General features: G+C 68.7%; 15 protein-coding genes. 7 read left to right on the forward strand and 8 right to left on the reverse strand.

What is annotated here, in order from left to right:
• Positions 1-11 precede the first annotated feature (11 nt).
• Both ABIC50_RS20870 and pdxH read right to left on the reverse strand, forming a co-directional pair.
• A complete protein-coding gene (locus ABIC50_RS20870; protein WP_011657762.1) occupies positions 12-1,232 on the reverse strand; it encodes a class I SAM-dependent methyltransferase in 1,221 nt (406 codons plus the stop codon).
• A gap of 127 nt (positions 1,233-1,359) precedes the next feature.
• A complete protein-coding gene (gene pdxH / locus ABIC50_RS20875; RefSeq protein WP_012364560.1) occupies positions 1,360-2,004 on the reverse strand; it encodes a pyridoxamine 5'-phosphate oxidase in 645 nt (214 codons plus the stop codon).
• Between the two features lie 127 nt (positions 2,005-2,131).
• Between pdxH and tcdA the strand changes: the two genes are divergently transcribed.
• Positions 2,132-2,989 (forward strand): tRNA cyclic N6-threonylcarbamoyladenosine(37) synthase TcdA, encoded by an 858-nt coding sequence (gene tcdA / locus ABIC50_RS20880; RefSeq protein WP_354166618.1) that lies wholly within the window; start codon positions 2,132-2,134, stop codon positions 2,987-2,989.
• Between the two features lie 108 nt (positions 2,990-3,097).
• Here the strand turns inward: tcdA and trxA are convergent, their stop codons facing one another.
• Positions 3,098-3,946 carry a thioredoxin gene (gene trxA, locus ABIC50_RS20885; RefSeq protein ID WP_006750955.1) on the reverse strand — a complete coding sequence of 283 codons (849 nt, stop codon included), beginning with the start codon at positions 3,944-3,946 and terminating at the stop codon, positions 3,098-3,100.
• 52 nt (positions 3,947-3,998) lie between these two features.
• Positions 3,999-4,880: a pirin family protein gene (locus tag ABIC50_RS20890; RefSeq protein WP_354166621.1), complete on the reverse strand. Its 882-nt coding sequence runs from the start codon at positions 4,878-4,880 to the stop codon at positions 3,999-4,001.
• A 254-nt stretch (positions 4,881-5,134) separates the two neighbouring features.
• Here ABIC50_RS20890 and ABIC50_RS20895 point away from each other — a divergent pair, with 254 nt between their 5' ends.
• Complete coding sequence (locus ABIC50_RS20895; protein WP_354166873.1) at positions 5,135-6,013, forward strand: EamA family transporter; 879 nt, start codon at positions 5,135-5,137, stop codon at positions 6,011-6,013.
• 52 nt (positions 6,014-6,065) lie between these two features.
• Here the strand turns inward: ABIC50_RS20895 and ABIC50_RS20900 are convergent, their stop codons facing one another.
• Together ABIC50_RS20900 and tsaE are read right to left on the reverse strand one after the other, a co-directional pair.
• Positions 6,066-7,595 carry an N-acetylmuramoyl-L-alanine amidase gene (locus tag ABIC50_RS20900; RefSeq protein WP_041491257.1) on the reverse strand — a complete coding sequence of 510 codons (1,530 nt, stop codon included), beginning with the start codon at positions 7,593-7,595 and terminating at the stop codon, positions 6,066-6,068.
• A complete protein-coding gene (tsaE, locus tag ABIC50_RS20905; RefSeq protein ID WP_041491256.1) occupies positions 7,577-8,128 on the reverse strand; it encodes a tRNA (adenosine(37)-N6)-threonylcarbamoyltransferase complex ATPase subunit type 1 TsaE in 552 nt (183 codons plus the stop codon). The genes ABIC50_RS20900 and tsaE overlap by 19 nt, the downstream gene beginning before the upstream one ends.
• Before the next feature lie 17 nt (positions 8,129-8,145).
• On the opposite strand from tsaE, the gene queG reads away from it, so the two are divergent.
• The 3 genes from queG (at position 8,146) to xerD (ending at position 10,880) form a co-directional block, all read left to right on the forward strand.
• Positions 8,146-9,381: a tRNA epoxyqueuosine(34) reductase QueG gene (queG, locus tag ABIC50_RS20910; RefSeq protein ID WP_354166623.1), complete on the forward strand. Its 1,236-nt coding sequence runs from the start codon at positions 8,146-8,148 to the stop codon at positions 9,379-9,381.
• 63 nt (positions 9,382-9,444) lie between these two features.
• Entirely contained in the window at positions 9,445-9,915 is a 471-nt protein-coding gene (locus ABIC50_RS20915; protein ID WP_126228390.1) for a methylated-DNA--[protein]-cysteine S-methyltransferase, read from the forward strand.
• Positions 9,912-10,880 carry a site-specific tyrosine recombinase XerD gene (xerD, locus tag ABIC50_RS20920; protein WP_354166625.1) on the forward strand — a complete coding sequence of 323 codons (969 nt, stop codon included), beginning with the start codon at positions 9,912-9,914 and terminating at the stop codon, positions 10,878-10,880. The genes ABIC50_RS20915 and xerD overlap by 4 nt, the downstream gene beginning before the upstream one ends.
• 55 nt (positions 10,881-10,935) lie before the next feature.
• On the opposite strand, the gene ABIC50_RS20925 is transcribed toward xerD, so the two are convergent.
• Complete coding sequence (locus tag ABIC50_RS20925) at positions 10,936-12,498, reverse strand: class I adenylate-forming enzyme family protein (RefSeq protein ID WP_354166628.1); 1,563 nt, start codon at positions 12,496-12,498, stop codon at positions 10,936-10,938.
• A 264-nt stretch (positions 12,499-12,762) separates the two neighbouring features.
• On the opposite strand from ABIC50_RS20925, the gene ABIC50_RS20930 reads away from it, so the two are divergent.
• Positions 12,763-13,254, forward strand: coding sequence for an aminoacyl-tRNA deacylase (locus tag ABIC50_RS20930; protein WP_342612858.1), 492 nt, complete (start codon positions 12,763-12,765; stop codon positions 13,252-13,254).
• A gap of 164 nt (positions 13,255-13,418) precedes the next feature.
• Positions 13,419-14,057: a glycerol-3-phosphate 1-O-acyltransferase PlsY gene (gene plsY / locus ABIC50_RS20935; protein WP_175723344.1), complete on the forward strand. Its 639-nt coding sequence runs from the start codon at positions 13,419-13,421 to the stop codon at positions 14,055-14,057.
• Positions 14,058-14,133: 76 nt separating this feature from the next.
• On the opposite strand, the gene ABIC50_RS20940 is transcribed toward plsY, so the two are convergent.
• Positions 14,134-14,619, reverse strand: a complete 486-nt coding sequence (locus tag ABIC50_RS20940; RefSeq protein WP_012364548.1) for a YajQ family cyclic di-GMP-binding protein — start codon at positions 14,617-14,619, stop codon at positions 14,134-14,136.
• Positions 14,620-14,670 lie beyond the last annotated feature (51 nt).

The following is a 14,670-nucleotide window of genomic DNA, read 5'->3' on the forward strand; positions in this document are numbered from 1 at the left end:
TGAAGTGCCGCCTAGCGCGGCAGCGTGTGTTCGTACATATAGCGCCGCGACCACGGCAGCGTTTTCGCGCTGCGTCCGGCCTTGCGGCACACGATCTGGAAGATCGACACGTCGTCGTGCTCGAATGCATACGCGCAACCGGCGAGGTACACGCGCCAGATGCGGAATTTTTCGTCGTCGACGAGCGCGCGCGCTTGTTCCGCCTTCGTCTCGAAATTCTCGGTCCAGATCTCGAGCGTGCGCGCATAGTGCCGCCGCAGGCTTTCGACGTCAACCGCTTCGAGCCCGCCGCGCTGCGCCGCTTCGAGCGCGAGGCTGATGTGCGGCAGCTCGCCGTCCGGGAATACGTAGCGGTCGATGAATTCGCCGCCGCCGAGCGCGGTCTCGCCGCTTTCGGCGTCGGTCGACGTGATCCCGTGGTTCATCGCGATGCCGTCGTCGGTCAGCAGGTCATGCACGCGCGAGAAATAGAGCGGCAGATTCTTGCGGCCGACGTGCTCGAACATCCCGACGCTCGTGATGCGGTCGAACTGCCCGTCGATCTCGCGGTAGTCCTGCAGGCGGATCTCGATCTTGTCCTCGAGCCCGGCGGCCTTCACGCGCGCGGTCGCCAGATCGAACTGGTTCTGCGACAGCGTCACGCCCAGACAGGTCGCGCCGAATTTCTGCGCGGCGCGCAGCACGAGCGCGCCCCAGCCGCAGCCGATGTCGAGCAGCCGCTGGCCGGGCTCGAGCTGGATCTTGGTCAGGATATGGTCGATCTTCTTGATCTGCGCGGTGGCGAGATCCTCGTCGCCGTTCTCGAAGTACGCGCACGAGTACACCATGTTCTCGTCGAGCCACAGCTGGTAGAACTCGTTCGAGACGTCGTAGTGATACTGGATCGCCTTCCTGTCGCTGTTCTTCGTATGATTGAAGTAGCGCTTCACGCGCGCGAGCTTGCTGGCGCTGGTGACCGTGCTGCGCGCGAGCGAGTAGCTGATGTTGATGATGTCCGACAGCCTGCCCTCGATGTCGATCTTGCCCTTCACGTACGCCTCGCCGAGATTGTCGAGGCTCGGTTCGAGCAGCAGCGGCAACGCGGACGCGCTGTTGACCTTCAGCGTGACCTGCGGCGCGCTGAAGGTGCCGAAATCGAGTTGATCGCCGTTCCACAGCACGAGGCGCGCCGGTATGTTCGCCTTCGCCCGTACTTCGTCCGCCCACTGTGCCAGCTTCTTTTCCCAGAACATTTGGATTCTCCGTTTGTTCGTTGAATCGAATACAGCCAAGTATCTTGACCGGCGCCCGCTCCCCGCGAGGCGGGCGCCCTCATGCAACACGAGATACGACCGGCAGGCACCGGCGCCGCTGCCTTGCTTACGGCGACAGGCGCGAGATGGTCCAGCCCGGCGCCGCCGCGGCGTCGCGCGTGTAGAGCAGGCGATCGTGCAGCCGCGACGGGCGGCCCTGCCAGAATTCGATCGCGTCGGGCACGACGCGATAGCCGCCCCACTGCGGCGGGCGCGGCGGATTCTCGCCGTAGCGTTCGGCCACGGCCTTCTCGCGCGCTTCGAGCGTCGCACGGCTGTCGATCACGGCGCTCTGCTCGGACGCCCACGCACCGATGCGCGAGCCGAGCGGGCGCGATGCGAAATAGCGGTCGCTTTCGTCGGTGCTGGTTTTCTCGATCCGGCCTTCGATGCGCACCTGGCGCTCGAGCTCGATCCAGTAGAACAGCAGCGCCGCGTACGGATGGGCGGCGAGATCGCGGCCCTTGCGGCTTTCGTAATTGGTAAAGAAGACAAACCCGCGTTCGTCGACACCCTTGATGAGCACGATTCGGGCCGACGGCCGGCCGTTCTCGCCGACGGTGGCGAGCGTCATCGTGTTCGGCTCGGGAAGCTTGGCGGCGAGCGCCTCCTTGAACCAGCGATCGAACTGGGCGAAAGGGTCGGGGGCGACGTCGGCTTCATCGAGCGAAGCACGCGAATAGTTGATGCGAAGATCGGCGAGAGTTGTCATGTTATGCAAACGCTTCAATCCGGGGCCAGTATAGCGAACGCGCGAGAATCGTGCGTGCACAGTGGCGCGTGTAGGCGGCGAGTTCAGGCAAAATAGAGGGCTGTACGCTTACGTTTTCCTTTCTGCCATGTCCGCCCCCGACACTGCCCCGCCCAGTTCTTCTGATCTTACCCCGAGCCCGATAATCCAGCTTGACGTGGATCGCGAACGCCGTTTCGGCGGCATCGCGCGGTTGTACGGCGCCCCCGCGCTCGCCGCGTTCGAGCGCGCGCACGTCGCCGTGATCGGCATCGGCGGCGTCGGTTCGTGGACGGCCGAGGCGCTCGCACGCAGCGCGATCGGCACGCTGACGCTGATCGATCTCGACAACGTTGCGGAAAGCAACACGAACCGGCAGATCCACGCGCTCGACGGCAATTATGGCAAGCCGAAGGTCGATGCGATGGCCGAGCGGATCGCGCTGATCGATCCCGCGTGCCGCGTGAACCGGATCGAGGATTTCGTCGAACCCGACAACTTCGACGCGCTGCTCGGCGGCGGCTTCGACTACGTGATCGATGCGATCGACAGCGTGCGGACGAAGGTCGCGCTGATCGCGTGGTGCGTCGCGAAAGGGCAGCCGCTCGTCACGGTCGGCGGCGCGGGCGGGCAGCTCGACCCGACGCGCATCCGGATCGACGATCTCGCGCTGACGATCCAGGATCCGCTGCTGTCGAAGGTGCGCGCGCAGTTGCGCAAGCAGCACGGCTTTCCGCGCGGGCCGAAGGCGCGCTTCAAGGTCAGCGCCGTGTATTCGGACGAGCCGCTGATCTATCCGGAAGCAGCGGCTTGCGACATCGAGGATGGCGCGGAGCCGTCCACGGCCGCGCATGTCGCGGGGCTCAACTGTGCGGGATTCGGTTCGAGCGTGTGCGTGACCGCGAGCTTCGGTTTCGCGGCCGCCGCTCATGCGCTGCGGGCGCTCGCGGCGCGGGCCGCGGGCTGATCGGGAAATCGATCGACGCGCAGCAGCATGCTGTGATGCCGCGGCGCGGCAGATCCGCCGCGCGCGATGGCGCGGCAGCCGGGCCATTGCAGCCCGGCCGCCCGTTCGTCAGTTGAGCGCCATGCTCAGCTTGCGCCGCCACGCGGCGACGAGCTCGGGGCTGTCGCCCGCCATCTCGAACACCGACAGCATCGTGCGGCGGCCGAGGTCGTCGCCATACGCGCGGTCGCGCAACACGATTTCCAGCAACTGCTCGAGCGCGCCTTCGTACGCGCGTCGCGCGATCAGGCTCTGCGCAAGGTCGAAGCGTGCGTCGAGATCGGCGGGGTTCGCCGCGATACGCGCTTCGAGCGCGTCGGTCGGCGGCAGGTCGGCGGTCGCGTCGAGCGCATCGAAACGGGTCTTGATCGCCTGGTAGCGCGGATCGGCGCCCTGCACGGTCTGCGGCGACAGGCGCTCGGCCTCGGTGCGCGCGGCATCGACCTGGTTGTTCGCGAGCAGCAGTTCGATCAGGTCGAGCCGTGCATCGTCGAAACCGGGGTTCAGCGCGAGCGCCGCCTCGAGGTGGGTGAGCGCATCGTCGTAGCGTGACTCGGCGATCGCGTATTGCGCGGCGCGGCGTTCGGCTTCCTCGGGCGCCGGCAGCAGCCGGTCGAGGAACGCGCGCAACTGGCCTTCCGGCAGTACGCCGATGAACTGGTCGACCGGGCGCCCGTCGGCGAACGCGATCACGTGCGGGATGCTGCGCGTCTGGAAGTGCGCGGCGAGCTCCTGGTTCTCGTCGACGTTCACCTTCACGAGCTTCCAGCGGCCCTGGTAGTCGGCTTCGAGCTTTTCGAGCAGCGGACCGAGCGTCTTGCAGGGGCCGCACCACGGCGCCCAGAAGTCGACCAGCACGGGGGCGTCGAGCGACGCCTCGATGACGTCTTTCTCGAAAGTGGCAAGCGTGGTGTCCATGTCGTTCTCTTCCAGTCGAATGTCGTCAGGATGGGGGCGGCGCGTGCCTTTTTCAACGCGGCTTCGCTGCGGGCAGCGGAATCCACTCGGTTTCGCCGGGCACCTTGCCCATTTCCTGGTTCGTCCACGCTGCTTTCGCGCGCTCGATCGCGTCGCGGCTGCTGGCGACGAAATTCCATTCGATGAAGCGCTCGCCGTCGATCTTGTCGCCGCCCAGCAACATCGCGCGCGCGCCGTTGCCGCTCGCGAGCGTGACGGTCGCGCCCGGCGTGAGCACGGCCATCTGCTCGGCCGGCACCGGCGTGCCGTCGATCGTCAGGTCGCCGTCGACCACGTAGACCGCGCGCTCCTCGTGCGACGCGTCGAGTTCGAGGCGGCTGCCGGCCGCGAATTCGGCGGCGACGTACAGCGTGCGCGAGAACGTCGTGACGGGCGAGCGCAGGCCGAACGCGTCGCCGGCGATCACCGTCAGCGTCACGCCGTTTTCGTGGTGAGTGGGCAGCGTGTCGGCCGCATGGTGCTCGAACGACGGCTCGGTGGTTTCGTGGGCGAGGGGCAGCGCGACCCAGGTCTGGATCCCGTGCACCGTATGGCCGCTCGCGCGCTGCGCATCGGGCGTGCGCTCCGAGTGGACGATGCCGCGGCCGGCCGTCATCCAGTTCACGTCGCCCGGCACGATCTCCTGCCGCGAGCCGAGGCTGTCGCGGTGCAGGATCGCGCCGTCGAACAGGTAGGTGACGGTGGCGAGCCCGATATGGGGGTGCGGGCGCACGTCGAGCCCGGTGCCGGCCGGCAGCGCCGCCGGCCCCATGTGATCGAAGAAGATGAACGGGCCGACGAGGCGTGCGGCGAGTGCGGGCAGCGTGCGGCGCACCTGCAGGTTGCCGATGTCGCGAATGTGCGGCTTCAGCAAGGCTTTGATCGGTTCGGTCATGACAGGCCTCGTGGCGAACGGCGGGGATGCCGGTCATTGTACTGGCGGCGTGGCCCCGACGCGCGCACCGGGCGTGGCGCTGCGCCGGCCGCCGGTGCCGGCGGCAGTGGGCACGCGCGATGCGGCTTGCCAGGCGATGCGCGGCCACGCCGGCGGCCGATTCCCTGCGCGCGGCGCGGGTATCGGGCCGGGCGGCGAAACCCGGTAGACTGAGCCGCTTCGGAACCACCATTCAAAACGAGGAGACGCCGATGATGGCCCCGAAGGACTTGCTGCTCGCGCTGGTCGTGATCCTGGCGTGGGGCGTGAACTTCGTCGTGATCAAGGTCGGGTTGCACGGCATGCCGCCGATGCTGCTCGGCGCGCTGCGCTTCACGCTCGCGGCCGTGCCCGCGGTGTTCTTCGTCCGCCGGCCGCAGATTCCGTGGCGCATGCTGATCCTGTACGGCGCGACGATCCAGCTCGGCCAGTTCGTGTTCCTGTTCACCGGCATGTACGTCGGCATGCCGGCCGGTCTCGCGTCGCTCGTGCTGCAGTCGCAGGCGTTCTTCACGCTCGTGTTCGCGATGCTGTTCCTCGGCGAGCGGCTGCGCATGGAGAACCTGATCGGGCTCGCGATCGCCGCGGCCGGGCTCGCCGTGATCGCCGCGCAGGGCGGCCGCGCGATGACGCTCGCCGGCTTCCTGCTGACCATCTGCTCGGCCGCGATGTGGGCAATCGGCAATATCGTCACGAAGAAGGTCGGCCGGGCGAACCTCGTGTCGCTCGTCGTGTGGGCGAGCCTCGTGCCGCCCGTGCCGTTCTTCCTGCTGTCGCTGTGGTTCGAGGGGCCGCGGCGGATCGGGGCCGCGCTGGCCGGGCTGGACGGCGCGTCGATCTTCGCGGTCGTCTATCTCGCGTTCGTCGCGACGCTGCTCGGCTACGGCTTGTGGAGCCGCCTGATGTCGCGCTATCCGGCCGCGCAGGTCGCGCAGTTCTCGCTGCTGGTGCCGATCGTCGGGCTCGCGTCGTCGGCGCTGCTGCTCGACGAACACCTGACGCGCGCGCAGCTGGCGGGCGCCGCGCTCGTGATGGGCGGGCTCGCGGTGAACGTATTCGGCGGGAAGCTGGTGCGCCGCTTCGCGGCGTCGTGACGGGCCGGCACGCAGCGCGTGCCGGCGGTGGGGAAGACGAGGCGGCCGTGCGTCAGGCCATCCGGTTCTTCGCGAGCGGTGGGTTCGCGGCGAAGTAACGCTTGATGCCGCGGAAGATCGCGTCGGCCATCTGGTCGCGATAGCTTTCGTCGTTCAGCCGGCTCTCTTCCTCCGGGTTGCTGATGAACGCGGTCTCGACGAGGATCGACGGAATGTCGGGCGCCTTCAGCACCGCGAATCCGGCCTGCTCGACCGAACCCTTGTGCAGCTTGTTGATGCCGCCGACTTCCTTCAGCACGTAGCCGCCGTAGCGCAGCGAATCGCGGATCTGCGCGGTCGTCGACATGTCGAACAGCGCGCGGCTCACGGCCGCGTCCTGCGTCTTGATGTTGATGCCGCCGATCAGGTCCGACGAGTTTTCCTTGTTCGCCATCCAGCGTGCCGCGGCGCTCGTCGCGCCGTGATCGGACAGCGCGAACACCGACGAGCCGCGCGCGGACGGCGTCGTGAACGCATCCGCGTGGATCGACACGAACAGGTCGGCGCCGACGCGGCGCGCCTTCTGCACGCGCACGTTCAGCGGCACGAAGAAGTCGGCGTCGCGCGTCATCATCGCGCGCATGTTCGGCGCGCCGTCGATCTTCGCGCGCAGCTTCTTCGCGATGTCGAGCGCGATGTGCTTCTCGTACGTGCCGCCGCCGCCGATCGCGCCCGGATCCTCGCCGCCGTGGCCGGGATCGATCGCGACCGTCAGCAGGCGCATGGTGCCGCCCTTGCCGGATTTCGGCGCGGTGAACTTGTAGGTGTCGCCGTCGTCGTCGCTGTCGTCGCGGCGCGCGATGACGGGCGGCGGCTTGACGGCCGGCTTCGCGGGCGTGGAAGGCGTCGCGGCGGCCGGCGGCGTGCGCGGCGTGGCCGGCGTGTTCTGCGCGAAGCGCTGGAAGAACGCGTCGGTGTTGTCGCCCGCGGCGGGCGCCGACGGCGCGGCCGGGCCCGCGAGCGAGGTCGGCGGCTGCATCTGCTGCGCGCGCGCGGTGTCGTTGAGCGCCTGTTCCTTGCGTTCCGTCTGCGCGATCAGGTCGGACAGCGGATCGGGCGCGACGGCTGGATACAGGTCGAACACGAGCCGGTACTTGTAGGTGCCGACCGGCGGCAGCGTGAACACCTGCGGCTTCACCGAGCCTTTCAGGTCGAACACCATCCGCACGACGTGCGGCTGGTACTGGCCGACGCGCACCGACTGGATCTGCGGATCGTTCGGCGCGATCTTCGATACGAGGTCGCGCAGGGCCTGATCGAGATCGAGCCCGCTCAGGTCGACGACGAGCCGGTCGGGGCCCTGCAACAGCTGTTGGCTATTCTGCAGCGGCTGGTCCGATTCGATCGTGACGCGCGTGTAATCGCGCGCGGGCCACACGCGCACGCCGAGCACCGACGACGCGTGCGCGAGCCGCGGTGCGGCGAGCCCGAGCACCAGCGTCGACGCGCCCGCGCGCAGGATCTGGCGGCGGCGCCAGTTGTGCGTCGCGGTGGCCGCCGATTCGATCGAGCGGAACGGTTTGATCAACATCTTTCGAGACATGCCTTTCCTGAAGCGCTGAACGCCCTGACGGTGAGGGCGCGACCGTCGCCGTCCACGTCGAGCGAGAAAACCAGATCGGGCACGCCGAGCAGGGTGCCTGCCTGTTGCGGCCATTCGACGAGGCAGATCGCGCTGGAATTGAAATATTCGCGAAAGCCCGCGTCGGACCATTCGGCCGGATCGTTGAATCGATACAGATCGAAGTGATAGACCTCAAGTTCCCCATCGTCGCGTGCGAATGCATACGGTTCGACGAGCGTATAGGTCGGGCTGCGCACGCGTCCCGGGTGGCCGAGGCCGCGCAGGATCGCGCGCACGAGGGTTGTCTTGCCCGCGCCGAGGTCGCCGATCAGCTGGATCTGCAGCCCGTCGAACGCGTGCGCGCGGGCGAGTTCGCCGCGCGCCGCGTCGAGCGCGTGCGCGAAGCGGGTGCCGAAGGCCTCAGTCGCCGCTTCGTCGGCGAGTGCGATCACGCGCTCCGCGAGCGGGGCGGGCAGCGTGTCTGCATGAGGCGTATGGGACGTGGCTGGCATTCTCGTAAAATAGTGCGATGAACCGATTACCGGAACTCGCCGCATCCGACAAGCCTTCGACTCGTACCGAAGGCGCGGCGCCGTGCGCGCTCGATGATGCGACGTTGACTGCGCTCGCCACTCGCATCAAGGCGTGGGGGCGCGAATTGGGTTTCGGGGCGATAGGCATCAGCGATACCGATCTCTCGGATGCCGAAGCAGGCCTCGCCGCCTGGCTGGAAGCCGGGTACCACGGCGAAATGGATTATATGGCGAAACACGGGACGAAACGCGCGCGGCCGGCCGAACTTGTGGCCGGTACGCGACGCGTGATCTCCGCGCGGCTCGCCTATCTGCCGGCCCAGACGCTCGCGCCCGATGCGCCCGATGCATCCTCCGGCGCACTCGTGCCGCACGACTGGCGCGCCCGCGAGCGCGCGCGCCTGGACGATCCGCAGGCGGCCGTCGTGTCGATCTACGCACGCGGGCGCGACTATCACAAGGTGCTGCGCAACCGGCTGCAGACGCTCGCGGAGCGCATCGAGCGCGAGATCGGCGCGTTCGGCTACCGCGTGTTCACCGATTCGGCGCCGGTGCTCGAGGTCGAGCTCGCGCAGAAGGCCGGGGTCGGCTGGCGCGGCAAGCACACGCTGTTGCTGCAGCGCGACGCGGGTTCGCTGTTCTTCCTCGGCGAAATCTACGTCGACATTCCGCTGCCGATCGACGCGCAAACGGCGCCCGACGTCGCGCCCGAGACGCCCGGCGCGCACTGCGGCAGCTGCACGCGCTGCATCGATGCATGTCCGACCGGCGCGATCGTCGAGCCGTATCGCGTCGACGCGCGCCGCTGCATCTCGTATCTGACGATCGAACTGAAAGGCAGCATTCCGGAGCCGCTGAGGCCGATGATCGGCAACCGCGTGTACGGCTGCGACGACTGCCAGCTCGTGTGTCCGTGGAACAAGTTCGCGCAGGCCGCGCCCGTCGCCGATTTCGACGTGCGGCACGGGCTCGACCGCGCGACGCTCGTCGAGCTGTTCGGCTGGGATGCCGACACGTTCGATACGCGGATGCAGGGCAGCGCGATCCGGCGCATCGGCCATGAAAGCTGGCTGCGCAATCTCGCGGTCGGGCTCGGCAACGCATTGCGCGCGCCGGCCGACCGGCTCGCGCCCGAAGCGCGCGACGCGATCATCGCCGCGTTGCGCGCGCGCGCCGACGATCCGTCGCCGATCGTGCGCGAGCATGTCGAATGGGCGCTGCGTGCCGCATGAACGCGGCGTAAAGTAGCGTCGGCGCGCGGCGGCGGCGCGCGTTTCACCGGTGAGGAGAAGCTCATGTTCAACGCAGTCATCGACGCACCGTTCGGCAAGGTCGGCATCCGCACCGACGCCGCGGTGGTGCGCGAGATCGTCTATCTGCCCGAGTCGGTCAAGTCGGTCGAGCCGGACTCGCCGCTCGCGCGGCGCGCGGTCGAACAGATCGAACGCTATTTCGAGCGCGCATCGGCGCGCTTCGACCTGCCGCTCGCCGACGTCGGCAGCGCATTCCAGCATCGCGTATGGAACGTGATCAGCGACATCGCGCCGGGCACGGTGCTGACCTACGGCCAGGTCGCGAAGCGGATCGGCAGCGCGCCGCGCGCGGTCGGCCAGGCGTGCGGCGCGAACTATTTTCCGCTCGTGATTCCGTGCCATCGCGTGGTCGCGGCGGGCGGCCTCGGCGGCTTCGCGAACCACGACGACAATGGCTATTACCAGAAAGTAAAGCGCTGGCTGCTGGCGCACGAGGGCGTGCCGTACCGATGAGTGAACCGTTGCTTTCCCCCGACTCCGCGTCCGACACCGATACCCCTAGCGACGCGGCCGCCGCATCGCCCGCGCTGCTCGCGAGCCGCGCGTCGATCGACGTGTTCTGCGATGCGCTGTGGCTCGAACACGGGCTCGCGCGCAATACGCTCGATGCGTACCGGCGCGATCTGGTGCTGTTTTCGCAATGGCTGGCCGCGACCCACGACGTGCCGCTCGACTCGGCCGACGAAGCGATGTTGATCGGCTACATCGCCGCGCGCAGCGACGGCAAGGCGACGTCGTCGAACCGGCGCTTGTCGGTGTTCCGTCGCTATTACGGCTGGGCCGTGCGCGAGCGCCACGCGAGCGCGGACCCGACGCTGCGGATCACGTCGGCGAAGCAGGCCGTGCGGTTTCCGTCGACGCTGTCCGAGGCACAGGTCGAGGCGCTGCTCGGTGCACCCGACATCGGCACGCCGCTCGGCCTGCGCGATCGCACGATGCTCGAGCTGATGTACGCGAGCGGGCTGCGCGTGAGCGAGCTCGTCACGCTGAAGACCGTCGAGGTCGGGCTCAACGAGGGCGTCGTGCGCGTGATGGGCAAGGGCTCGAAGGAACGGCTCGTGCCGTTCGGCGAAGTCGCGCACGGCTGGATCGAGCGCTACCTGCGCGACGCGCGGCCGGCGCTGCTCGGCGCACGCGCGGCCGACGCGCTGTTCGTGACCGCGCGCGGCGACGGGATGACGCGCCAGCAGTTCTGGAACATCATCAAGCGCCACGCGCAGCAGGCCGATGTGCGCGCGCACCTGTCGCCGCATACGCTGCGGCACGCGTTCGCGACGCACCTGCTGAACCACGGCGCCGACCTGCGCGTCGTGCAGCTGCTGCTCGGCCACAGCGATATCTCGACCACGCAGATCTACACGCACGTCGCGCGCGAGCGGCTCAAGACGCTGCACGCGACGCACCATCCGCGCGGCTAGCGCGGTGCGTGCGCCGGCCGGTGCGCGGCATGCGGCCGGCGCCGCGCGTCAAGCGTCACGCGAGTTCGCGCAGCTTGTGCTTCAGCACCTTGCCCGTCGACGCGGCCGGCAGCGCATCGAGCACGCGAATCCGCGCAGGGCGCTTGTAAGGCGCGAGCCGTTGCGCGCACCACGCGTTGAGCGCGGCCTCGGTCGCGCTCGCGCCGGGCACCAGCTCGACGAACGCGAGCACTTCCTCGTTGCCCTCGACCGCGCGGCCCACGACGGCCGCCTGCACGACGTCCGGGTGCGCGTTCAGCACCTGTTCGACCTCGACCGGATACACGTTGAAGCCCGAGCGGATGATCAATTCCTTGCTGCGGCCCGCGATCGTCACCGAGCCGTCCGCTTCCTGGCGCGCGAGATCGCCGGTGCCGAGCCAGCCGTCGGGCGACACGGCCGCGCGCGTCGCATCCGCGTCGCGGTAGTAGCCGAGCATCACGTTCGGCCCGCGCACGCGGATTTCGCCCACTTCGCCCTGCGGCACGTCGGTGCCGTCCGGTGCGACGATCCGCATCTCCACGCCCGGGATCGGCACGCCGACCGAGCAGTCGGTACGCGGTGCGTCGAGCGGCGTCTGCGTGATCGTCGGGCTGCTCTCGGTCATCCCGTAGCCGTTGTGCAGCGGCACGCCGTACACGCGCTCGACGCGCGCCTTCAGGTCGGCGTCGAGCGGCGAGCCACCCGAATACGCGAAGCGCAGCCGCGGCGCGCGCCACGCGTGCGCGTGCGTGTGCAGATGCTCGAGCAGCTTCGCGTGCATCGCGGGCACGCCCTGGAAGATCGTCACGCCTTCGTCGGCGAGCGCGACGCGCACGGCCTCCGGCGAGAAGCGCGGCGCGAGCCGCAGCGTCGCGCCCGCGTACAGGCTGCCGAGGCAGACCGACGCGAGCCCGTACACGTGCGATACGGGCAGCACCGTATAGACGACGTCGTCGGGCGACACGCGGCGCAGCGTGCTCGACATCGCGGCGATGAACAGCAGGTTGCGATGCGACAGCATCACGCCTTTCGGCGTGCCCGTCGTGCCGGTCGTATAGATCAGCGCCGCGCATTGGGCGGCGCCGTCGGCCGCCACCGGTTCGCTGGGCGCGCTCGGGTCGACGCGGTGCGACCACGCGCCGATGTCGACCGGCAGCGCGTCGGCAGGCGTCGCGTCGTGGCGCGTCGCGTGTGCGCGCGCGTCGGGCGACGCTTCCGTGGCGAACGCGATCAGCTTCGGGCGCGCGTGCGCGGCGATCGCATCGAGCTCGCTGGCCGACAGCCGCGCGTTCGACACGAGCGCCCATGCGTCGACGCGGGCGACCGCGAACAGCAGCACGATCTGCGCGACGCTGTTTTCCGCGACGATCATCACGCGATCGCCGCCGCGCACGCCCAGGCGCGCGAGCCGCGCGGCAGCCGCCTCGACGGCGTGCGACAGCTCACCGTACGACAGGCGGCGCGCGTCCTCGATCAGCGCCGGATGCGCGGGCGCATGCGCGGCCCAGCGGGCAGGCACGTCGGCGATGCGGGCCGGCAACGCAGCGAGCAGTGCCGCGACGTCGGGCGGCGCGGATGAGCGGGCAGGCGAGGACATGGCGTCTCCAGAAGAAGGGCCGGGCGATGGCGCGGCAAGTTTTGCGAACGATCGTGCCATGACGGCGGGCGCGCCACAATCGGCCATTCGGGCAATGGCACTTCGCGAAGTCCGCAATGATGATGGAGGGGCGCGCCCGTCCGGGACTGCCCGTCGGGGACCAAAGGGCCGCGAGTATACCGCCGGCGCGCGGCAACCCGCCGCGAACCGGCCAAGGGGGCGATGGCGCGCGCCCCGCCGGTCGTTCGCCATTAAAATGCCGCGATGAGCAAATCCAGACACGTGTCCGAGACACCCGCGACCCAGCTGCTGCGCCGCCACGGCGTCGCATTCGGCGAGCATCCGTACGATTACGTCGAGCACGGTGGCACCGGCGAGTCGGCGCGCCAGCTCGGCGTCGACGAACACAGCGTCGTGAAGACGCTCGTGATGGAGGACGAGCATGCAAAGCCGCTGATCGTGCTGATGCACGGCGACCGCACGGTATCAACCAAGAACCTCGCGCGGCAGATCGGCGTGAAGCGCGTCGAGCCATGCAAGCCCGACGTCGCGAACCGCCATTCCGGCTACCTGGTCGGCGGCACGTCGCCGTTCGGCACGCGCAAGCCGATGCCCGTGTACGTCGAGTCGACCATCCTCGAATTGCCGACGATCTACCTGAACGGCGGCCGCCGCGGTTATCTCGTCAGCCTCGCGCCGGCGGTGCTCACGACGCTGCTCGGCGCGACGCCCGTGCAGTGCGCGAGCGTCGACTGAGGGTTTCACCTTCGTGGCAGGCCGTGCGCGTTCGGTAGAATGGGCGCCGTTTCGGCCGGTCGGCCCGCACGGCCGGCCGCCACGGCCTGCCAGCGGTTCGCCGCGACGGCGCCTGCCGCGCCCGGCCGCCCCTTCACCGATACGTTGAAAGAAGAGTTCTCCGCATGCAGATCCTGCTCGCCGCACTTGTTGCCTACCTGATCGGTTCGGTGTCGTTCGCCGTCGTCGTCAGCGCCGCGATGGGCCTGGCCGATCCCCGTTCGTACGGGTCGAAGAATCCCGGCGCGACCAACGTGCTGCGCAGCGGCAACAAGAAGGCCGCGATCCTGACGCTCGTCGGCGACGCGTTCAAGGGCTGGCTCGCCGTCTGGCTCGCGCGGCACTTCGGGTTGCCCGACGTCGCCGTGGCGTGGGTCGCGATCGCCGTGTTCCTTGGCCACCTGTATCCGGTGTTCTTCCGCTTCCAGGGCGGCAAGGGCGTCGCCACCGCGGCCGGCGTGCTGCTCGCGGTGCACCCGGTGCTCGGGCTCGCGACCGCGCTGACCTGGCTGATCGTCGCGTTCTTCTTCCGCTATTCGTCGCTCGCGGCGCTGGTGGCGGCCGTGTTCGCGCCGCTGTTCGACGTGTTCCTGTTCGGCACGAGCCACAACCCGGTCGCGTGGGCCGTGCTCGCGATGAGCGTGCTGCTCGTGTGGCGTCACCGCGGCAACATCTCGAAGCTGCTGGCAGGGCAGGAAAGCCGGATCGGCGACAAGAAGAAGGCGGCGGCCGACGGCGGCGCGCAGGACGGCGGGAAGCTCTGAGGAAGGGGTTGCTGCTGTCGCCGCCCGCCGGGGCATCGGGGCCCGGCGGCGCGGCGTGACCGGTCGACGGCGTCGATCAGTCGCGGAAGTTGTTGAAGTCGAGCGGGGTGTCGGTCACGTCCTTGCGCAGCATCGCGATCACGCTCTGCAGATCGTCGCGCTTCGTGCCGGTCACGCGCACCGCGTCGCCCTGGATGCTCGCCTGCACCTTGATCTTGCTGTCTTTCACGAGCCTGACGATTTTCTTCGCGAGGTCGCCCGTCACGCCCTTCTTCACGGTGACGATCTGCTTGACCTTGTCGCCGCCGATCTTCTCGACCTTGCCGTAGTCGAGGAAGCGCACGTCGACGTTGCGCTTCGCGAGCTTGTTGATCAGCACGTCCTTGACCTGGCCGAGCTTGAAATCGTCGTCGGCGAACAGCGTCAGCTCGCGCTCCTTCTGCTCGACACGTGCGTCGGAGCCCTTGAAGTCGAAGCGCGTCGAAATTTCCTTGTTCGACTGCTCGATGGCGTTCTTCACTTCGATCATGTTCGCTTCGGAAACGACGTCGAACGATGGCATGGCATTCTCCCTTGAGATGCAGGCGCCCGGCTTGCGCGCGGGCACTCGCTA

Source organism: Burkholderia sp. 567 (genome assembly GCF_040545115.1).
In the GTDB taxonomy this organism is placed as follows: Bacteria; Pseudomonadota; Gammaproteobacteria; order Burkholderiales; family Burkholderiaceae; genus Burkholderia; species Burkholderia ambifaria.

Coding starts and splice junctions, on each gene's coding strand:
- ABIC50_RS20890 (WP_354166621.1), bottom strand. CDS start 4,880: ATGACCGAACCGATCAAAGCCTTGCTGAAGCCGCACATTCGCGACATC.
- ABIC50_RS20915 (WP_126228390.1), top strand. CDS start 9,445: ATGTTCAACGCAGTCATCGACGCACCGTTCGGCAAGGTCGGCATCCGC.
- ABIC50_RS20895 (WP_354166873.1), top strand. CDS start 5,135: ATGGCCCCGAAGGACTTGCTGCTCGCGCTGGTCGTGATCCTGGCGTGG.
- trxA (WP_006750955.1), bottom strand. CDS start 3,946: ATGGACACCACGCTTGCCACTTTCGAGAAAGACGTCATCGAGGCGTCG.
- tsaE (WP_041491256.1), bottom strand. CDS start 8,128: ATGCCAGCCACGTCCCATACGCCTCATGCAGACACGCTGCCCGCCCCG.
- ABIC50_RS20900 (WP_041491257.1), bottom strand. CDS start 7,595: ATGTCTCGAAAGATGTTGATCAAACCGTTCCGCTCGATCGAATCGGCG.
- pdxH (WP_012364560.1), bottom strand. CDS start 2,004: ATGACAACTCTCGCCGATCTTCGCATCAACTATTCGCGTGCTTCGCTC.
- ABIC50_RS20930 (WP_342612858.1), top strand. CDS start 12,763: ATGAGCAAATCCAGACACGTGTCCGAGACACCCGCGACCCAGCTGCTG.
- ABIC50_RS20870 (WP_011657762.1), bottom strand. CDS start 1,232: ATGTTCTGGGAAAAGAAGCTGGCACAGTGGGCGGACGAAGTACGGGCG.
- ABIC50_RS20925 (WP_354166628.1), bottom strand. CDS start 12,498: ATGTCCTCGCCTGCCCGCTCATCCGCGCCGCCCGACGTCGCGGCACTG.
- ABIC50_RS20940 (WP_012364548.1), bottom strand. CDS start 14,619: ATGCCATCGTTCGACGTCGTTTCCGAAGCGAACATGATCGAAGTGAAG.
- plsY (WP_175723344.1), top strand. CDS start 13,419: ATGCAGATCCTGCTCGCCGCACTTGTTGCCTACCTGATCGGTTCGGTG.
- xerD (WP_354166625.1), top strand. CDS start 9,912: ATGAGTGAACCGTTGCTTTCCCCCGACTCCGCGTCCGACACCGATACC.
- tcdA (WP_354166618.1), top strand. CDS start 2,132: ATGTCCGCCCCCGACACTGCCCCGCCCAGTTCTTCTGATCTTACCCCG.
- queG (WP_354166623.1), top strand. CDS start 8,146: ATGAACCGATTACCGGAACTCGCCGCATCCGACAAGCCTTCGACTCGT.